The following is a 16,257-nucleotide window of genomic DNA, read 5'->3' on the forward strand; positions in this document are numbered from 1 at the left end:
ACCCAAGAATTTCTCCACGCATCGCAGACCCCGTCTAAGAGACGTCGCTAATGACGTCCTTAGCGACGTCTCTTAGATCATTGCCACAGCGCCAGGCAGGCGGTGCCAATGGCGTGGTTACCACGCACCACCTCATTCGTCTGTTTCGCCTTTCGCAACCTGCGCGGCCAGCGCGGATCGCCACTGAGCGTTGCATGGGTGCCAGTCGACGCATTGGCGGCCAGTGACGTGCTGATAAACTGGCCTCGGTCGTAGTATTCGCCGATCAGCTCAGCAATCACCTGCCGGGGGTCAGGCTCGGGGTTTCCCGTCAGGTCGCCGCTAAAGTGCACGCCCCGTTGCCAAAGGCCAAACTCGCCCCGCGCCAGTTCCATGTCGGGCATTGGCTGTCCGTCGGTGTTTTTCATCACACGGAGCAGAAAAGTCTCGCTGATGACCGAGCCATCGTCGTCATCCTTCTCAACCTTCTGCTGCAAGAACATCCGCCGACGACAGGAGTTATGCCACTGAGCGCTGCCCGCATACCCATCGTCGTTAGACGAATAACCCCGCGCGCTGGCCCGGTCGATGTGGACCAAGAGCATCACGCCAATCTTTCGTGCAGGATGCACCTGTCGCAAGAGCTTGATGAAGGCGCGCACCTCGCGTCGGGCAATCTCGTTCCCGTCAAAGGTGTCGGACGCGCCATCAATGATAACGAGCTGAGGGTCGAAGGTTTCCACCATCGCTTGCAGGTTGCGGAAAGTCGCGGTGTCGCCAAGGTGCTTCATCATGTGAGGCTTGCCCGATGCACCCACATCACGCAGACCCTCGCCGTAGAGGGGTTCAACCTCACTTGCGTCCAGCACGAGCAGGTTGCCCCGAAGTCCCTCCGAGTCATAGTCGAAGGTGTCGGTCACACGGCGCAAACGGCGTTTCAGTCGTTTCCGCCCGTCCTCAGCCGAATAGTAGAGCACCCGCGATTGGCGGGTGTTGCAGCCAATGATGGTCTCACCGAGCGCCACGGCGCAGGCCATTTGCATCGCAAGGAACGATTTGCCAACGCCACCGTGCCCGCCCAGGAGCGTCACGTCTTCGTCAGCGACCAGCCCGTCAACGATGTCCGGCACCTCCGCATCGTCATCGCCCTCCCAGTCCACGCAGAGGCGCGCAAGCATTTGCGCCGGGGTCTCTGCGGGCTGAATCACGGGCGATGTGACAGGAAGCTGCGCCGCGTTGCTGGCAGGATTGACCCAGCCCGCCTTCTGCGCTTCCGCGAATACCGCTTGGTAGCCCGTTCCGCTTGGCGCGAATCCGTCCCATTTCTTCGCGGCCTGCTTCGGGTCGAACTTGTCCGAGGTGGTAGACCAGTTCAGCCAAAGGCCGCGTCCAGCTTCGCCAAGCTCGCGCAGCGCAAGACCCATGCGAATCCAGACGTGATAATCGTCCGCGCGCATGTGCATGAGGGCTGAGCGCAGTTCGCTGACCGTCTTCGCGTCAACCTGCACCACCTCGACGGGTGCCCCGATGTTGGCGGTCGGTGCGCGACCGAGGGCATGGCGAGGGGCAAGCTGCCCTTCGACGTGCGCCGCCAGACAGATCAGCCCGCTATCGCGGATCGGACGCTCCGTCACCGTGAAGAACCGACTCGCTGCATAGGCTTCGATCCCAGTCGCATTGGAACCGAGGGCAGCGAAGTGCCTGCCATACCCGACTGCGTGCGCACCCTGCCCGCTGGGACTCACCTCGACGTATCCTGCAACGGTGTTTGCTAGGTCGGCAAGTCGGTTGGCGGCAATGTCGTCAAGGTCGATACCCTGCCAGTGACCGCCGGACCCGTCAGGACCGAGCGCGAACGCCAGCCCCCAACCGAGACCGGCCCGCGCGAGTGCCGCCTTCGCGGCGTCGTAGCTGGTGAGCTGCGCCCAATCGTCGGGAGTGTCGGTCGCGCCGCGCTTGCTGCCGTTGACGTAGTGGGGCACCTTGAGAGCCTTCCGCCCTTCCTGCGGCACCTCTTTCCAAAGCAGCCAGCGGGGAACCCCTTTCATGGCGGTATAAGTGGCGAACTGAGCCGCTTGCGGACCTTCAGCGGTCTGTCCCATGCTGTGCCCGTCCATCATTGATACTCCCATGCACGTTCGAGAGGGGCCGGGGTAGCGTCCGGCCCTTTTTCGTGACTGGGCTTGTGGCGGGCTTGCCAAAGACAGCCCGCGCGGAAGTTCAGGAGCAATTTCATTCCGATGCGCCCCCCGCCCGTTTGACATCGGGTCTAAGGGTCGCAAGCGCCGCCGTGTAATGGCTGGTGCTGGCATAGAGGCGCTGCTCAATGAACGCGATCACGTCAGAGCGTCGATAGCGAATGTGGGCTTGGGACGCGGTGCCCAGCTTGGCGAACTTGGGGCCTTGCCCCTTCTGCCGCCACAGTTCCAGCGTGCCCCGCTTGATGCCCAGAAGGGCGGCGGTCTCCGTGCTGGTTAGAAGGTCGTCTTGATGGGTCATATCTGGGACTCCAGCTTGCCGAACACCGCCGCAGCGGTTGTTGGCAGGTCAAGCTGTGGTCTCCAGCACCGAAGGAACACCCTTCGGCAGAGAGTCCGTGTCCTTGGGGCTGCGCCCTTACTCCAACGGCTCTTGTTCAGTTCAGTGGAGCGATACTTCTTCGGATTGCGCCCCGCTCAGGCCCAACAACATGCAACATTGCACAGCCGTAATGCGTCGGGCAAGCACGAAAACCGCAACGCACCGTTTCCCAGGGTGGCCCGCGACAGCGCCCCGCAGCGCCGCGCTGTAGCCGCGATCCCGTTTCGCGCCACCCATGCTCGGGCCCAGCCCCGATCCCCGGCTGCTGCCCGAGAAAACCGGGGGCTGCGGGGCGATCACGCTGGCCGCACCAGCGGGACCACGTTGCGCCCGGCGGCAACCGCGCCTTTTCGCTCGATATAGTCACCGATTGCTTGCACCTCGGGGTGCAGCCATTGGAGTTCATCCAGATCGGCATAATGGAGCGCGGTGATGTCCTCTTGCGAGGGCTTGTGCCCGATGAGAAGGTCAACGCGGAACTTCTCAACCCTACATTCACGCATCGCGATGTTCGAGAACGTGCGCCGGAGGTCATGCGGACTAAGGTGCTTGCCAGCAGCCTCGCTCACCTTCGTCATGGTCCCGCGCGGATCGGTCATGTGCCCCGTGCTGCCGCGCGACGGGAACACGAAGGCCGTCGGGTCGTTCGTCATGCGCTTCCTCCGCTTCAGCACCTCGACCGCCTGTGTGGACAAGGGGAGCTGGATGGGGAACCCCTGCTTCCGGTCAACGAGTTGATACCAGCACTCGGCGGGGTCGTCAGACAGGTGAATGCGGTCCCAAGTGATTGACGCCATCTCAGTGTTGCGACAGCCCGTCAGAAGCAGCATCAAGGCAAGGTCCACACCTGCCAGCACATCACGGTTCCTTGCTGTGGTCCGCGCCTCGTGCAACGCATTCCACACCGCGCCAACCTTGTCGAAGGCGATGTATCGCTTCTTCCGCTCCTGCTTTGCCAGCTTCTCGCTCTTTCGTTTCTTCGCCCAATGATCGGCCATCACGTCCACGGGGTTGAACTGAAGAAGCGGGCTATCGTCGGCACGCCGATATTGGCGGCTGGCGTAGTTCAAGAGAATGCGCAGGGCGACCATCGCTGAATCAGCGCTCTTGGGCGCTCCACGTTGCCCGTGGAGGCCCGTCTCGGACATCTTGCGGTGCCGATCAAGAACCATGTCGCGGGTGATGCTGACCACGGGCTTGTCCTGCCAGTCAGCGAAAACCTTGGTGACGAAGAACTCATACCACTTGCCTGTGCTTGCCTTGATTGCGTCAGGGCGGCTGACATAGTTGTCATAGACCTGCTTCAACGTGACCCCCTCGGTCACCTTCTGCTGGCGCTCCGCCTCCTGCTGTTTCTTCACCTCGCGCGGGTCAATTCCCATCTTCATCGTGCGCAAATGCTCTTTCGCCACCTCGCGGGCTTGGTCCACTGTGAAGACGCCGTAAGGCCCGATGGTGATACGGGCAGCGGTGCCAACCCCGCCGACGCGCCCCTGCACGATGAACGTCAGCTTGCGTGTGGGGGTTACGCGAAGGCCGAAGCCCTTCACATCCGTATCCCAGTGCAGTTCGTCAGCGGGTCCGGGCGTCACCTTGTCGATATACCCCTTCGTGAGTTTCACGGGCGGGTGCTTGGGGGTCGGGTTGGGCATGTCGGCAGCTCCTCATAAGCAGATCATTAGCGGCAGCGGTCGTGCTGCGAAATGCTGCATAGGGCTTATCACATAGGTCAAGCAACTGAAATCGCTATATTTTACGTATGCTATAGGGTTGCTTCGGGCTGCATAGGGCTGCATGGGGTCGAGCTGCTGGAGACTGTTAATCAATTGGTCGTAGGTTCGATCCCTACCGTCGGAGCCAAAAACCCCAAATAATCAGATAGCTACGCAAAAAGCCGCCCTTCGGGGCGGCTTTTGTGTCTTTCTCGACAGGGCGGCAAAGGGCGCGCTTTCGCGCACCCTTTGAGCTTTTAATCGGCGCGGCCCTGCACCAAAGGTGACTTTGATCCCGGCGCGATATAGCCGTTCAGGAACACCATCGCCACCGCCAGGCCAAGCCCGATCAGGTCGGTCAGCCAACCGCCGGAAATCATGCAAAGTGCGGCAATCAGCAACCCGGCCCGGATCAACGGCCCCGCCAGCTTGCCCCAGAGCCACGCCTGCACCGAACAGGCCAGGAAAAACACCCCGATCATCGCCGTGGTCAGCGATTGCGCGATGTCCAGCCAGGGCGCGTTCATCAGCAAGGCGCTGTTGTAGAAGAACATGAACGGCACGATAAAGGCCGCCAGCCCGATCTTGAATGACGCGAATGACGTGGCCATCGGATCTGCCCCCGATATCCCCGCCGCGGCATAACTCGCCAAGGCCACAGGCGGCGTGATCGCGGAGACGACGGCAAAGTAGAACACAAAGAAATGCGCCGTCAGCGGGTCAATCCCCAAGCGGATCAGCCCTGGGGCCACGACGGACGCCGCCACCGCATAGGCCGCCGTGGTCGGCATGCCCATCCCCAGCAGGATCGCGATCACCATGGCAAAGAACAGCGCCAGCAACTGGCTGACACCGGCCAGACCCAACAGCAGGTTGGAAAACCGCGCGCCAACGCCCGTCAATGAGATGACACCGACGATGATCCCGGCGCAGGCACAGACCGCGATGATCTGAATCGACATGCTGCCCGCGATCTGGAACGCATAGGCGATTGATCTTGGCCCCATCCGGTAAGGTGTCAGCCAGCTGACCACCGCCGCCGCCGCCGTTGCATAGGTGCCTGCCCGGATCACCGAATAACCGGCGAACAGGGCCACGATCAGGATGATGATCGGCAGGAACAGGAAGACCTGTTTCAGCATGGCTTTGACCTTAGGCAGGTCTTCGGCGCGCATCCCCTTCATCCCGATCCGTGCCGCCGACAGATCCACCATGAAATAGACCGAGGCGAAATACAGGATCGACGGGATGATCGCCGCAATCGCGATTTCCTGATAGGGAATGCCCGTAATCTCGGCCATGATAAACGCCCCTGCCCCCATGATCGGCGGCATGATCTGCCCCCCGGTCGAGGCCGCAGCCTCGATCGCGCCGGAGGTACGTTTGTCGTAACCGACCTTGTGCATCAAAGGGATCGTCAGGCTGCCGGTGGCCACCACATTGCCCGCCGATGTGCCGTTGATCATGCCCATCAGGCCTGATGCGAAAATCGCCACCTTGGCAGGGCCCCCGCGCTGGCGGCCGGTCAGGGCACAGGCGAAATTGAAGAAATACTCGCCCACGCGCGACGCCTGCAGGAAGGCCGCGAAGATGATGAACAGGATGATATAGGTCGATGACACGGCCGTCGTCTGGCCCAGAATGCCGACATCCGTGTAAACCTGACTGAAAAACCGCTGCAAGGCGATGCGCGGTGAATTCAGCACGCCAGGTGCCAGATGGCCCAGCCAGACATAGACCAGAAACACCCCGGCTATGATCGGCAGCGCCAGGCCGGTGACCCGGCGGGTCAGTTCCAGGATCAACGCCGTGCCCGCGATCCCCGCCAGCGAAATGCCCAAGGGCGCAAAGGATGTGCCCGTGGTCGCGCGGATCGGAGTGTTGTAGATCGTGGTCAGATAGCTCGCCACGGCGATACCCGCGACAACCAGCACCAGATCGGCGGGGTTGACGCGGTCGCGCGGTGCCTGATGCACCCACGACACGAGGATCGCACCGAATGTCGCCGCGATCAGCGGGATGCCGAACAGCCAGCGTTCATTGAACATGATCGTCGGGTCCATCCCGTTCCAGGACGTGCCAGAGGCGATCAGGCTCTGGAACCAGAACGTGACGCCCAGCGAAAATACCGCCGGCACCATCAGGGCATAGGACAGATAGCGCAACATCCGGTCGCGTGACGTTTCGGCGCGGTCAAGGAAAGAGGTCCCCGAAAACATCAAAAACCCAAGCCCCGTGGCCCCCGCGATATGCAAGGTCCGATAGGTCCAGGATTCCATCGGCAGGCGCGGCAGGAACGGGATATTGACCGCCCCACCGGTCATGTTGCGGATCGACAGACCGTTCAGCGCGGCAATGTGGAAAAAGGCGTAAAGCGCCAGGGCGCCAGCGACGATCCAATAGGTCCAGCCCGCGTAGAGCCGCCGGTTATATTCGATCACCTCTTCATCGACGCCTTCGGCGACCAATGGTCCGGTCTCATCGTCGACATTGGTGTCCCTTGCAGCCTCGTCCTTGGTCATCACTGGTTCCCCTGAAAACGTTCGGGGCGCGCGCACGCGGCCCCGGAAAAAATATGGCCGGATGTTGATCATCCGGTCCAGTCACTGAGGGCCGGTGCTTTGCGCGCCGGCCCTGTTGTTTTTATTGCTTGATCATATCGTCCGCAATGTCAGCGCCGTTTTCGTTGAACCAGCGCGCCGCACCCGGATGCCAGGGGATCACGGTGTTTTTGTCCCAGTTTTCCACCACCGTCGTTTCGGCCGAGGAATGGACCTGCATCATCCGCTCATTGTCTTCCATGATGACGCGTGTCGCCTCATAGATAAAGCTTTCGGGCAGATCGCAGTTCACAATGGCGAAATTCCACATCGACACCGCGCGAGCGGGTTCGGTCAGGCTGGCATAGGTGCCTGCAGGAATGTCGAAATTGGCCACGGGGAACAGCTCTGTCATCAGCGTCTGTTCTTCTTCGGTGAACTCGATGATGTTCACATTGGTCGAGGCTTCGAGTTCCGACACCTGCGGGATCGGCACACCGGCGGCAAAGGCGATCACGTCGATCAGGCCATCCTGCATCTGGCCGCCCAGATCGTTCCAGCCGCCATTGCGACGGTCGAATTCCACACCCAATGCGGTCAGCATTTCGGGGAAATAGACGTCAGCCGTCGCACCGGACGGGCCGAAACCCACGCGCGAACCGGCGGGGATTTCGCTCAGTGACGTGATGCCGGAACTGGACAGCGCGACCGCGTGGAACGGGGTTTCATACATCGGGAAATGTGCGCAGACATTGGTCATTTCCAGACCGGGGGCCAGTGGGCTTTCGCCTGCGATGCTGACCTGTGCGGGGCCCATTGTGGTCATGCCCATCGCCGCTTCGCCGGTGTGGACCAGCGCCATGTTCTGCATCGGCCCGCCGGTGACTTCTGCGCCGCCGGTGACGCCCAGTTCTTCGGCGATCAGGTTGGCATAGCCGGAGCCGTACACAAAAAACGTGCCGCCCTGCGACGCGGTGCCCACGGTAAAGCTGGACGGCCAGCCGCTGCGGTCAACATCCTGTGCCATGGCGGGCAATGCCGCGGCCAATGCAATGGCTGATGTTCCCAGAATATATTTGATCATCGAATTCCTCCCAGATGATGCGACGTCGTTATCTGCTGACCCTCAGCAGAACTCGTCGCTTAGATCTGCCAGAAAATAGCGGCTTTCGTCGTGCTGTCAAACTGTTAGCGCCGATAGCGATGCCGCTTTCCCCTTCCCGCAACCTGTGGCAGAGACGCTTTGCGGCTGCGCGCGCGCGCTGATTGCACGGCCGGCCCCGGCGGTGTCCATGTCGCAAGGACACCACAGGGGCTGATTTCAGAAATCTTCCCAACTGTCCTTGCCCGCAGTGGCGCGGCTGCCGGTGGTGCCGGTCATCGCCCTTGCCGGTTCACGCTGGGGTTGTGTTGTGGTGCGCTCCGGCGCCCGTGAGGGCTGAAACGGCATGACGGTCGCGGTCTGCGGCGCGCTGCGCACCCCATGCCCGTGCGTGTCATCGGCCAGACGGAAACGGGTCACGATTTCGCCCAATGTTCCGGCTTCGGCGTTCAGCGCATGGCTGCTGGCGGTGGCCTGTTCGACCATGGCGGCGTTTTGCTGGGTGACCTTGTCCAGCTGCGTGACACCGATGTTGATCTCACCCAGACCGGTGGATTGTTCATTCGCACCAGAGGCGATTTCCCCGATCAGCCCGGAAATATGGCTGATGTTCTTGGCGATGCTGGTCAGCACCTCGCCCGCCTGCCCGACCAGATCCACCCCGGCATTGACCTGATCGGAACTGCTCGCGATCAGGGTCTTGATCTGCTTGGCCGCTTCGGAGGATCGTTGCGCCAGCGCGCGCACTTCGGAGGCGACCACGGCAAAGCCGCGCCCGGCTTCACCCGCGCGGGCGGCCTCGACCCCGGCGTTGAGCGCCAGAAGATTGGTCTGGAAGGCGATATCGTCGATCACGCCGACGATCTGCGAAATCTCTTCCGAGGATTTCTCGATCGCGGTCATGGCCGCCACCGCCTTGTGGACGACAGGTTCGCTGGCATCCGCCTCTTGCCGGGCATTGGCGACGATTGATTCCACCTCTTTCGCGCCGCTGGCCGCGGATTTGACGCTGGCGGTCAACTCATCCAGTGCCGCAGCGGTTTCTTCCAGCGTCGCCGCCTGATTTTCGGTGCGCCGCGACAGATCATCCGACGCGCCGGTCATTTCATGGGCCCGTTCGCGAATCGATCTCGTGCTGCTGACCACCGATCCCAGCATATCGTTCAGATTGGCAAGGATACGGTTGTAGTTCTGGCGCAACTGATCATAGGTCTGGTCAAAGGGCTGGTCGATGGTCCGCGACAAATCGCCATCCGCCAGCGCCACCATCGCATCGCTCAACACCGCGACCACACGGTTCTGTTCGGCCTGGATCAGCTTGCGTTCTTCCTCTGCCGCGTCGGAAGCAGAGAGTTTGTCACGGAAATCGACCAGCACATTGGACAATTGCCCCAGTTCATCACCCCGGCCGGTATCGGGGATATCGAAATCATAATCCCGCTCTGATACCCGCGACATGCCTTTGCGCAGCCGGTCCAGCGGGTTGACGACGGACCGCGCGGTCGAAAGCCCGAGCGCTGCGGCAACGCCCATCACGACAAGGCTGATGACGATCATCTTGTTGCGCAGGGCGACGACGGGTTCCAGAACTTCTGCTATTTCGATTTCGCCGATCACCCGCCAGGTCGTGCCAAACGCCTCGAACGCGCGCAGATCAGCGATGACCGGCCTGCCGTTGATACCAATCACATTTTCCAGAGCCACACCGCCTGCGGGGACCGGCGTCTCTGCCTGTGGCGTGCCGGAAATATCGTGCATGATGCCAAAGCCGCCGTCAAACCGCGATTGATTGCGCGTTCTGCCGCCTTGCCCGATCACGTAAACCTGCCCTGTCCTGTCAAGGCCGACGGGTTTATTCACGACGCGCGCAACCTCATCCGCGAAAAGCTGCACCGCCAGCACGCCGATCATTTCGCCGTCATCGTTCAGCACCTGCGCCGATTTGAACGCGGCGACGGTCCCGCCGCTGGGGGGATAGGGCGCGTAATCAACCCCATGGACCTGATCAGGCACACCGTCGCGCGCGGCGCGAAACGCCTCGCCCAGGCCGCTTTCGCGGAAAGGGCCGCTTTGGACATTGGTGGCGAAATCCGCCTCCTTTGCGAGGCTATAGACGACGTCGCCTGCCATATTCAGCAGGAGAATATCAACATAGGTGTCGATTTCGGCCTGTTCGCGAAAGAAGGGGTGAAAATTCGCATGCTGGGTATTGTATGCAAAATCCTCTGCCGCGCGGTCCATGCGGTGTCTGTCGCCCGCCGGATGGGGGTTGTTGGTCACAAAGGCCGATTGCAACTGCGTGAGGTTCGGCAGCATCGCATAGGTCGAGGACAGCATCCGCGTTGCATTCACCGTCGAGGGCAAAGCGCTGAGTTTCCTGATATCGATCTGTAGCTGCATATCCCATTGCTGCAGCGATTGCGCGCGTTCTTCGGTCAGCACCTCAAGCTTGCGTTCCATCAGGTCCATAAAGCTGTGGCGAAAGTCGAGGTAACTGAGAACCGCGACAGCCAATGACGCCGCAAGCCCAATGCTCGCGATAATCACAGGTAATTTGCGGGAAAGAGAGATGGAATTTAACGATGGAATACGCATTGGGTGCCTCTTGCTGACGGATGACGTTCCCGACAGTATCGCGCATACCCATTAAAATAGGTTTAAGTGCGCGTGCGGTGCTGCGCGGCCCCGGATTGCCTGCATTATGCGCCGCGCGATCCATTCCAGATCGCGGGTTGCAAAAGCAGCCGGGGCTGTCACAAGAAGGCAATTCTTTTCCGTTTCAGGTAAATATCCCGATGACCACCACCCTGCAGGCCGCGCTTTGGATGATCGGCGCGATTGTCGCGTTTACCACGATGGCGATCGGCGGGCGCAGTGTCAGTGCCGAGCTCGATACGTTCGAGCTGATGCTGTATCGCAGCGTGATCGGGATCTTCATCGTGCTGGGCATCGGGTTTTATGCCGGCAGCCTGCACCAGATCCGCGCGCAAAAGCTGGGGCTGCATCTGATCCGCAACATCTGTCATTTCATCGGGCAGAACCTTTGGTTTTTCGCGATCATGACGATCCCGCTGGCGCAGGTTTTCGCGCTGGAATTCACCACGCCAATCTGGGTTTTGCTGCTGTCACCGCTGATCCTGCAGGAACGGCTGACGGGGGTGGGCCTGATCGCGGCGCTGATCGGTTTTATCGGTATCCTGATCGTCGCCCGCCCTGATCCGGGCAATATGAGCCCCGGATTGCTGGCCGCTGCGGGCTGTGCGGTGTTTTTCGCGCTCAGCGCGATTTACACCCGCAAGCTGACGCGGACCGAAAGCGTCACCTCGATCCTGTTTTTCCTGACCACGTCGCAGGCAGTTTTCGGGCTGATCACCGCAGGCTATGACGGGGATATCGCGGTGCCGTCGCTGGCGCTGATGCCTTGGGTTGTCATCATCAGCATCGCGGGGCTGGTCGCGCATTATTGCCTGACCAAGGCGCTGACCATCGCCCCTGCCAGCACCGTCATGCCGATGGATTTCGCGCGCCTGCCCACAATCGCTGTGGTCGGGATGCTGCTGTATGATGAGCCGCTGGAATTGCTGGTCTTTGTCGGGGCGGCGCTGATCTTTGTCGGCAATTACATCAATATCCGGCAGTCGCGACGGGCAGTTTTGAACTGAACAGTTCATTATATTTCAATAGCTTGCTGATTTTCAAAATCCTGTGACGTCACGGAAAAGTCAAATGTTGACGTAGCGTCCACAATTGACCGAATGAACCGGCATTCCCTACCGTAAGTGATCAATTTGTTCATGGTGGGGAGAAGGACATGAAACAAGCACTTACCGTCGGCGCAGCGCTGATGCTGACGACATCGATGGCACATGCGGGAGGAATCGAACGCGCGGTGCCATCCATGGCGTTTTTGTTCGAGGACGGAAATTATCTGGAATTGTCGTTTGGCTATGTCTCGCCGAACGTGAGCGGGACGCAGCAAATCGCGGTACCACCTATGTTGGAAATATCGCCGGCTGGTGCAAGCTCTGGTAATGTATCGGAGTCCTACAGCCTGACGAGCTTTAGCTATAAGAACCAGGTCAACGATCAAATGGCGATCGCGTTGATCATTGATCAGCCTTACGGCGCGGATGTAAATTACGCTGCAGACACTGACTACGCATATGGTGGCGGGTTGTCACCTTTGTTTCCCACCGCAAATGGGTCAACGGCGTCCATCGACAGCATCGCCTATACAGCTTTGCTAAGCTACAAGATGCCAAACAATGTCACCGTCTACGGTGGCCCGCGTGCGGTGCGCACCGAGGGTCAAGTCGCGCTGTTCAACGGTTACACCATGGAAACCTCGCGCGAGACGGATTTCGGTTACGTGGTAGGCGCGGGCTGGGAACGGCCTGACATCGCTGCGCGCGTGTCGCTGACCTATCACAGCGCGGTGACCCATGATTTCCGCTCTGAAGAGAATGGCGTTGCGACAAGCTTCTCAAGCACCATCCCGCAATCGCTGACGCTCGAAGGTCAGACGGGTATTGCGGCGGACACGCTGCTGTTCGGCTCAATCCGTTGGGTAGAATGGAGCGAGTTTGATATCACCCCGCCCGGTTTCGCGTCGGGTCCCGGCAATCCTTCGCTGGTTGATTACGAAGACGACGTCATCACATACAACCTCGGCGTGGGCCGTCGCTTCAGCGATGAATGGTCCGGCGCGGTGACTGCGGGTTACGAGGCCAGCAACGGCGGTTTCGCAGGCAACCTCGGGCCAACTGACGGCAGCACGTCGCTGGGCGTGGCGGCAACCTATACGATGGGTGATATCCGCATCACCGGCGGTGTCCGTCACATCTGGATCGGCGATGCAGATACCGAAGCGCCAGTGGCTTTGGTTGGTGCACCGGGTCAGACACTCGGCAGCTTCGAAGACAACTCCGCGTGGGCGCTTGGCCTGCGGGTCGCTTACAACTTCTGATCTGACGATCTTTTTCCAACCAAACCCCGCCCCTTACACGGGCGGGGTTTTTCGTTGCTTCCCCGCATGATCCGGGTTGCGCTGGCCTGTGCAAAGCAGTCAAGTCGCGGCCATGATACCGATGCAGAAAACACTCTCTGGCCGCGCCTGGGCGGAACTGATGATCCTGTCGCTGATCTGGGGCGCGTCGTTCCTGTCGGTGCATGTCGCGCTGGAGGAGATCGGGCCGCTGACATCCGTCGCGCATCGCACCTTCTGGGCGATGCTGATCCTGTGGAGCTATGTGGCGCTGCGCCGCCTGCCCTTGCCGCGTGACCCGGCGATCTGGGGCGCGTTCCTGATCATGGGCCTGCTGAACAATGTCATTCCCTTTGGCCTGATGGCCTGGGGCCAGTTGCATATCGAAACCGGGCTGACCGCGATCATGAATGCCTCGACCGCGATTTTCGGGGGGATCACGGCGGCGATCTTTCTGGCCGATGAACGCATGACATTGCGCAAGGCGGTTGGCGCGGGCCTTGGATTCTTCGGCGTGGCCACCGCCATCGGGCTGTCGGCGCTGACGCAGTTTGATATCCGCTCATTGGGTCAACTGGCCGTGCTGGGCGGTGCCTTCAGCTATGCCTTGGCCGGGGTCTGGGCGCGCAAGAATCTGGCGGGGCTGACGCCGCAGGTTGCGGCGGCGGGGATGCTGGCAGGATCGACCCTGATCGCCGTGCCATTGGCCTGGGCGCTGGAAGGGCCGATCAGCCTGAACCTGCAACCCCAGACATGGGTCGCCATCGGCTATTATGCGGTGATCGCGACGGCGCTGGCCTATCTTTTATATTACCGGGTGCTGGCGATGGCGGGCAGTGGCAATCTATTGCTGGTGACCTTGCTGGTCGCGCCTGTCGCGATCACGCTGGGTGCCGTGGTGCTGGGCGAGGCCCTGCCCTTGCGCGCCTATGCCGGATTTGCGCTGCTGGCGTCAGGTCTGGTGATCCACGATGGCAGGCTGGTCAAGGCCGTCCAGCACCGCACGCGCCGCGCGCAGGGCCGGGGATAACCCACCGCGCCCGAGCCTGTCCATGGTGGTATCCATCGCGGCCTGCTGTGCCGTGGGGTCGGCCAGCACCGCCAGCACTGCATCGGCGATGGGTCCGGGTTGGCAGGCTTTGCCGATGAATTCCGGCACTGTGCGGGTGTCGCTGACCAGATTGACCAGCGTCACCGTATCGACCAGCAACATCCGGCTGATGATCATCCGGCTGAGCCAGGCCATGTCATAGGCGATCACCATCGGGGTGCTGTTCGCGGCCAGTTCCAGCGACACGGTGCCCGACGCCGCCAGTGCCACATCGGCACGGCGGAACCATGCAGCTTTGTCCGGGCTGGCGGGTGGCAGGATCGTGACCGGCACAGGCCAATCCTGCGCCTGCACCAGATCATGCACATTGGCAGTGGTCGGGATCACGAAACGCGCATCGGGGGTCTTGGCCGCGATCCGCGCCATGACATCCGCGAAACGCGGGGCAAGGCGGCTGACCTCGCCTTTGCGGCTGCCGGGCAGGACAAGGATTGATGTGCCATCGCCCAATGCCGCGGCCTGATCGGCGCTGGCGATATGGTCCGTCACGACCGGATGGCCGACGAAATCACAACGCATGCCTGCGGCCTGCATCAGCGGTGGCTCGAACGGGAACAGCGCCAGCACATGGTCTATATGCTGCGCCATATGGGCGGCACGTTTGGGCCGCCATGCCCAGACCGTGGGGGCGACATAATGGACGGTGCGGATAGCACTGCGCGCCTTGACCAGTTTCGCCACCCGCAGGCAGAAATCGGGGCTGTCGATGGTGATCAGCACGTCAGGTGCGGTGTCCACCACGGCATCGGCCATTTGCCTGATCCGGGCTTTGAGGGCGAAATATTTCGGCAATATCTCGGCCAGCCCCATGACCGACAGTTCGTCCATGGGGAACCGGCTGACCAGCCCTTGCGCTTGCATCAGCGGACCGCCGACACCGTCGAAAGTCACATCCGGGCGCAGTTGTTTCAGCCCCGCCATCAGCGCCGCGCCGAGTTTGTCGCCCGACGCCTCACCCGCGATTACGAACACCTTCATGCGCCACCTTTGGGCCGGACCCAGAAACATGCCCCGACCCGGTTCAGTGTCGCGATGATCTGATCGGGGTGCAGGACGATGACGCCGCCCGCCTCGACGACGATACCGGCCAACCCGGCGGCAACAGCACCGCGCGCAGTCTGCGGCCCGATGACGGGCAGGTCGGCGCGGCGATCCTGACCGGGTTTCGGTGCCTTTAACAGGATCGCGCCGCGCGCATCCATCGGCGCACCATCGGCGCCGGACAGCCATTCCGCCGCGTCGCCCAGCAGCGCCCCCACCGCATCGACCGCGCCCCAGAGCGGGTCATCACCGGGCGCAAAGCGCGCGATCATCGCATCGGTGCCCTGCGCATCTTCGCGCGCGATCACCCGTCCCTGCAGGATCAGACAGGCCTGCCCGGTATCGCTGCGGCCCATATCGGCGATCACCTGTTCGCCCAGCACCGCATCGCGCCTGATCTGCGGCGCGATCATCCCCGCCATGACGCCCGGATCAGGCAGCAGATCGGGGGCAAGGTCATGCGCGGCGATGATGTTGAACCCGGCATTTTCCAATATCGCGATCACGCCGCGCAGCGTGCCGTCATCGCCTTTGCCCATCGCCTCTTGCAATCGGGCAACAAGCGGGGCGGTGGCGGCATCAATCTGCGTGGGATCGATCACGGGGCGTTTCACCGCACCGGCCATGCAGATATCCGTGACACCGCGCGCGGCCAGATCGGCCAGAAACGTGCCCAGATGTTCGAGCCGGAATGTGACCTCTGGCGTGACCTGCGGGGTGAACCCCGCCAGCGCGCAGATCAGCGGACGCTGTGGCAGACGCGCCAGCAAGGCGGGGGGCAGATCGCCGCTACCTGCAATCAGCGCCAGCATCAGCCGGGCGTCAGGAAATTACGGTCCGACGGGCCAAGGATGAAACGGACCATATCCTGCACATAGTCGCTATCGCTTTCCACGCCGAGCTTGCGGGCACGGTCCTGAAAATTGCCCTCACCGTCTTTCAGCATCTGGAAGGCGGCGCGCAGTGCTGTGATATCGGCGCGGTCCACGCCCTTGCGTTTCAGCCCGACAAGGTTCAGCCCGTCCAACACGCCGCGCGGGGCCTGCACCAGACCATGCGGCACGACATCCGCCGTCACCATCGTGACCGCCCCGATGATCGCGCCCCGCCCGATCCGCACGAATTGATGCACGCCGCACAGACCGCCGATGATCACATCATCCTCGATCACGCAATGGCCCGCCACGGCAGAGGAATTGACGATGATC

At 61.6% G+C, this 16,257-nt stretch carries 12 protein-coding genes and 1 pseudogene; 3 read left to right on the top strand and 10 right to left on the bottom strand.

Going from position 1 to position 16,257, the window contains the following annotated elements; translation table 11 throughout:
- Positions 1 to 77: 77 nt before the first annotated feature.
- From ACK4TM_RS13235 to ACK4TM_RS13265, 7 genes are all read right to left on the bottom strand, one after another.
- Positions 78 to 2,099, bottom strand: a complete 2,022-nt coding sequence (locus ACK4TM_RS13235) for an AAA family ATPase (protein WP_409702016.1) — start codon at positions 2,097 to 2,099, stop codon at positions 78 to 80.
- A 112-nt stretch (positions 2,100 to 2,211) separates the two neighbouring features.
- Complete coding sequence (locus ACK4TM_RS13240) at positions 2,212 to 2,478, bottom strand: helix-turn-helix transcriptional regulator (RefSeq protein ID WP_409702018.1); 267 nt, start codon at positions 2,476 to 2,478, stop codon at positions 2,212 to 2,214.
- A 377-nt stretch (positions 2,479 to 2,855) separates the two neighbouring features.
- Positions 2,856 to 4,211, bottom strand: coding sequence for a tyrosine-type recombinase/integrase (locus tag ACK4TM_RS13245; RefSeq protein WP_409702020.1), 1,356 nt, complete (start codon positions 4,209 to 4,211; stop codon positions 2,856 to 2,858).
- A gap of 317 nt (positions 4,212 to 4,528) precedes the next feature.
- Positions 4,529 to 6,793, bottom strand: coding sequence for a TRAP transporter permease (locus ACK4TM_RS13250; RefSeq protein ID WP_409702022.1), 2,265 nt, complete (start codon positions 6,791 to 6,793; stop codon positions 4,529 to 4,531).
- A 121-nt stretch (positions 6,794 to 6,914) separates the two neighbouring features.
- A complete protein-coding gene (locus tag ACK4TM_RS13255) occupies positions 6,915 to 7,895 on the bottom strand; it encodes a TAXI family TRAP transporter solute-binding subunit (protein ID WP_409702024.1) in 981 nt (326 codons plus the stop codon).
- A 237-nt stretch (positions 7,896 to 8,132) separates the two neighbouring features.
- Entirely contained in the window at positions 8,133 to 10,373 is a 2,241-nt protein-coding gene (locus ACK4TM_RS13260) for a methyl-accepting chemotaxis protein (protein ID WP_409702026.1), read from the bottom strand.
- Positions 10,357 to 10,632 carry a hypothetical protein gene (locus tag ACK4TM_RS13265; protein WP_409702028.1) on the bottom strand — a complete coding sequence of 92 codons (276 nt, stop codon included), beginning with the start codon at positions 10,630 to 10,632 and terminating at the stop codon, positions 10,357 to 10,359. Before ACK4TM_RS13265 ends, ACK4TM_RS13260 begins: the two co-directional genes overlap by 17 nt.
- Before the next feature lie 76 nt (positions 10,633 to 10,708).
- On the opposite strand from ACK4TM_RS13265, the gene ACK4TM_RS13270 reads away from it, so the two are divergent.
- The 3 genes from ACK4TM_RS13270 (at position 10,709) to ACK4TM_RS13280 (ending at position 13,927) form a co-directional block, all read left to right on the top strand.
- Positions 10,709 to 11,575, top strand: a complete 867-nt coding sequence (locus ACK4TM_RS13270) for a DMT family transporter (RefSeq protein WP_409702030.1) — start codon at positions 10,709 to 10,711, stop codon at positions 11,573 to 11,575.
- A 149-nt stretch (positions 11,576 to 11,724) separates the two neighbouring features.
- Positions 11,725 to 12,879, top strand: coding sequence for an OmpP1/FadL family transporter (locus tag ACK4TM_RS13275; RefSeq protein ID WP_409702032.1), 1,155 nt, complete (start codon positions 11,725 to 11,727; stop codon positions 12,877 to 12,879).
- Positions 12,880 to 12,991: 112 nt separating this feature from the next.
- Complete coding sequence (locus ACK4TM_RS13280; protein ID WP_409702034.1) at positions 12,992 to 13,927, top strand: DMT family transporter; 936 nt, start codon at positions 12,992 to 12,994, stop codon at positions 13,925 to 13,927.
- Here ACK4TM_RS13280 and lpxB read toward each other — a convergent pair.
- From lpxB to ACK4TM_RS13295, 3 genes and pseudogenes are all read right to left on the bottom strand, one after another.
- Entirely contained in the window at positions 13,850 to 14,986 is a 1,137-nt protein-coding gene (gene lpxB, locus ACK4TM_RS13285) for a lipid-A-disaccharide synthase (protein WP_409702036.1), read from the bottom strand. The two genes, ACK4TM_RS13280 and lpxB, sit on opposite strands and share 78 nt — an antisense overlap.
- Positions 14,983 to 15,861 carry an LpxI family protein gene (locus ACK4TM_RS13290; RefSeq protein WP_409702038.1) on the bottom strand — a complete coding sequence of 293 codons (879 nt, stop codon included), beginning with the start codon at positions 15,859 to 15,861 and terminating at the stop codon, positions 14,983 to 14,985. Before ACK4TM_RS13290 ends, lpxB begins: the two co-directional genes overlap by 4 nt.
- Positions 15,861 to 16,257: pseudogene (locus ACK4TM_RS13295) on the bottom strand (acyl-[acyl-carrier-protein]--UDP-N-acetylglucosamine O-acyltransferase); the annotation flags it as partial. The gene ACK4TM_RS13290 and the pseudogene ACK4TM_RS13295, both read right to left, overlap by 1 nt.

Origin of the sequence: Yoonia sp., assembly GCF_046292185.1 — a bacterium.
GTDB lineage: Bacteria > Pseudomonadota > Alphaproteobacteria > Rhodobacterales > Rhodobacteraceae > Yoonia.